Genomic DNA, 3,096 nt, shown 5'->3' with positions numbered 1-3,096 from the left:
TGGCGGGGGTGGAGGCGGTGTCGAGGAGGTGCCGGGCGGTGTGGGCGAGTCGCATGGTGGGGGCCTCCGTTCAGACGGCGTGGGCGGCGGGCGCGGGCGCGGGCGCGGGCGTGAGGGCGGGCACGGGCACGGGGACGGGCGCGATCAGGGCCCAGACGAACGTGCCGATGCCGCCGGAGCGGGGGCAGCAGCCCCAGCGCTCGGCCAGCGCGTTGACGAGGAACAGCCCCCGCCCGCACTCCTCCTCCGGGAAGGCCGACCGGACGACGGGACGCCCGGTGCCGGCGTCGTGCACCTCGATGCGCAGGCGGTCGCCGACGACGGCGAAGCGGACCTCGATCGGCCGGTCGGCGGGCGCGTCGGAGTGCCTGACCGCGTTGGCGAACAGTTCGCCGAGGAGCAGTTCGGCGGTGTCCGAGTAGCGCTCACCGGACGGGAAGCCGGCGAGGTAGGCCCGCAGGAAGAGACGGGCCAGGGGCGTGGAGGCGGTGCGGGAGTCGAGCCGGGCGGCGAACGTGCGGGGGCGGCGGGAAGCAGGCATGGCGAAGTACCTCGGGGGGCGGAAGGGGGGCGTACGGAGGGAGCGCGAGGTGACGCTGCGCAAGCAGAAGATCGCGTTCCGGTATCAATGATCGAGCGTTGGGACTACGGTGACGACCAAATCGGTGTGCAGTGATCCGCAGCACCTGAGGGGAATCGGGATGTCACATCGGCGGCTTGAGAACGGGCTCACATCAAGCCCGGCTGTGATGTTCGGCGAAGCGCTCCGCTTCGCCCGAGAGCGAGCCGGCTACACGCAAGACGAACTGGGCAAGCTCCTGCACTGCCACCGAACAGTGATCACCCGGTTCGAGGGGGGTAAGCGACCGATGGACCGGGACACCGTCGAGCGCGCTGACGAAGTGCTGGCCATGGGAGGTTTACTCGTCCGACTGTGGGAACGAGTTGACTGGAACGCGGACATCGAGCACCCGGACTGGTTTCAGAAGTACGTTGAGCTGGAAGAGGAAGCCGCAACAACCCGGGTGCTCCAGTACATGCGGGTGAACGGCCTGTTGCAGTGCGAGGAGTATGCCTACGAGATCTTCCGCCTTGGCGAGGCTCGCAATAACGCACAGTGGCTGGCCGAGCGGGTGACAGCCCGACTGAGTCGACAGGACCGCTACCTGACCGACGACGGACCCACGTTGGTCGTTCTACTCCACGAGAGCGCCATTCGAAGTGTCGTCGGAGGGCCAGGAGTCATGAAGCGGCAGATGGAACACCTCATCTCCGCAGGTGAGCGCTCGAACGTTCTCATCCAGGTGGCGCCGTTCGCTGCCCCTGTCCGGAAGCTCCCGACCACGTCCATGATCCTTCTGGAGATGCCGGACGGGAAGGAGTGGGTCTACTCGGAGAGCCTGTATCGAGGGCACTTCAGCGACGCACCGTCCGTCGTGCAGGCGAGCCATCGGGACTTCGATCTCGTCAGGGGCGCTGTACTGTCAGAGAATGACTCGCGCGCACTTATCACTGACGCAATGGAGGAATACCGATATGCAGAACGCCGAGCTGAGCGAGGCGTCTTGGCGGAAGAGCAGCTACAGCGGGGACAACGCGGGCGAGTGCATCGAGGTGGCCCCCGGGTTCCCCGGCCTCGTCCCCGTGCGTGACTCGAAGGACCCCCACGGGCCGACCCTCACCTTCCCGACCTCCGCCTGGAGTTCCTTCATCACCGCAGTCCAGGACGGCGAGTTCCCCGTCGGGGGCTGACCCCTTTGCGGCCTTACCGCGGGACGGACGGGCTGCCGATCCGTAGCAGGTTTCCGCTGCGGTCGACCAGTGCGAACTCGCGCATCCGGTAGTCGGTGTCGACGGGTGGCGTCAGGCGGCTGCCGGTGGCCGGGTCGGCGGGCACGCCGAGCCGCTGCCACGCGCGGTGCAGCGCGTCCGCGTCCCGGACCTGCAGGTAGCAGCTGCCGGCCGTGGTCAGTGGGTCCACTCGGGGGTCGTGGCGGAAGTGCAGCTCGACCGTGCCCCGGACGAGGATCAGGTAGCCGTCCTCCCCGTCCCAGCGCCCGCATCGATCTGGCCCTCGCGCACGCCCAACTCGGCGATCCCGACGGTGCCGTCGTTATCGGCAACTTGGCGCTGGATTCCGACCGAGTCGTCGACTCCGTGCGCAACCGCGCCACCGACCTCACGGGCTATCTTTCCCGACGTTTCCCGCGTCACGGCAGCGTGAGCGAACTGCGAGAGCGCCTGGCCACCCTGTCCTCACCGATCTCGACATAGAAGCGGAACACCATCAGATGCCGGAACAGGACCGCGTCATCCAGATCCGTCGGCCCTACTTCGACCTGATCGCCGGCGGATCCAAGACGATCGAGGTGCGCGTCGGCTATCCCAGCATGCGCAGGATCCGCCCCGGGCAGAGGCTCGTCTTCGCATCCGGGGACGCCCGCTGCCGCACCCTGGTCACCAGGGTCGCGGAATATCCGACCTTCGATGCGCTGCTCGACTCCGAGTCCATGGAAGCCATCGGATCCCAGGGGATGAGCCGGGGCGAACTCCTGGCCGCTTGCCGTGAGATCTACCCGCCCGAGAAGGAGAAGCTCGGTGTCCTCGCGATTCACGTACAGCTCACCCCGTAGTCGGTGGAGACTGTCCGGCCGAAGGTAATGGCGCGGCAGCTGGAGCACCCACTACGCGTTGCTCAGCGCGGAACCTTGCCATCCAGGTGGTGCCGTTCACCGACCGCGCGACGATCACCAACCGAGGCGCTGAAAGGGTTCATGGATGATGAGGATCGAGCTCGACGTGACCGCCTGGCGCAAGAGCAGCTACAGCGGGGACAACGCGGGCGAGTGCATCGAGGTGGCCCCCGAATTCCTGCCTGGCGCCGTCCCGGTGCGTGACTCGAAGGACCCCCACGGGCCGACCCTCACCTTCCCGGCCTCCGCCTGGAGTTCCTTCATCGCCGCGATCCGGGACGGCGAGTTCCCCGTCGAGGGCTGACCTCCCTTACCGCGGGACGGACGGGCTGCCGATCCGTAGCAGGTTTCCGCTGCGGTCGACCAGTGCGAACTCGCGCATCCGGTAGTCGGTGTCGACGGG

6 protein-coding genes are annotated in these 3,096 nt (G+C 67.7%); 4 read left to right on the top strand and 2 right to left on the bottom strand.

The features are described from left to right. Positions 1–70: 70 nt before the first annotated feature. Complete coding sequence (locus ACFV0O_RS41370) at positions 71–541, bottom strand: ATP-binding protein (RefSeq protein ID WP_380350218.1); 471 nt, start codon at positions 539–541, stop codon at positions 71–73. A 109-nt stretch (positions 542–650) separates the two neighbouring features. On the opposite strand from ACFV0O_RS41370, the gene ACFV0O_RS41365 reads away from it, so the two are divergent. Continuing rightward, positions 651–1,652 (top strand): helix-turn-helix domain-containing protein, encoded by a 1,002-nt coding sequence (locus ACFV0O_RS41365; RefSeq protein ID WP_380350215.1) that lies wholly within the window; start codon positions 651–653, stop codon positions 1,650–1,652. Further along, positions 1,615–1,752 (top strand): DUF397 domain-containing protein, encoded by a 138-nt coding sequence (locus ACFV0O_RS41360; RefSeq protein ID WP_380350212.1) that lies wholly within the window; start codon positions 1,615–1,617, stop codon positions 1,750–1,752. Before ACFV0O_RS41365 ends, ACFV0O_RS41360 begins: the two co-directional genes overlap by 38 nt. A gap of 13 nt (positions 1,753–1,765) precedes the next feature. Here the strand turns inward: ACFV0O_RS41360 and ACFV0O_RS41355 are convergent, their stop codons facing one another. Beyond that, positions 1,766–1,981: a hypothetical protein gene (locus ACFV0O_RS41355; protein WP_380350210.1), complete on the bottom strand. Its 216-nt coding sequence runs from the start codon at positions 1,979–1,981 to the stop codon at positions 1,766–1,768. Between the two features lie 310 nt (positions 1,982–2,291). On the opposite strand from ACFV0O_RS41355, the gene ACFV0O_RS41350 reads away from it, so the two are divergent. Both ACFV0O_RS41350 and ACFV0O_RS41345 read left to right on the top strand, forming a co-directional pair. Further along, a complete protein-coding gene (locus ACFV0O_RS41350) occupies positions 2,292–2,633 on the top strand; it encodes an ASCH domain-containing protein (RefSeq protein ID WP_380350207.1) in 342 nt (113 codons plus the stop codon). A 145-nt stretch (positions 2,634–2,778) separates the two neighbouring features. Beyond that, positions 2,779–2,997 (top strand): DUF397 domain-containing protein, encoded by a 219-nt coding sequence (locus ACFV0O_RS41345; protein WP_380350206.1) that lies wholly within the window; start codon positions 2,779–2,781, stop codon positions 2,995–2,997. The last annotated feature ends 99 nt before the right edge of the window (positions 2,998–3,096 follow it).

Source organism: Kitasatospora sp. NPDC059577, assembly GCF_042735475.1.
GTDB lineage: Bacteria > Actinomycetota > Actinomycetes > Streptomycetales > Streptomycetaceae > Kitasatospora.
This window is presented reverse-complemented; position numbering and strand designations above follow the sequence as displayed.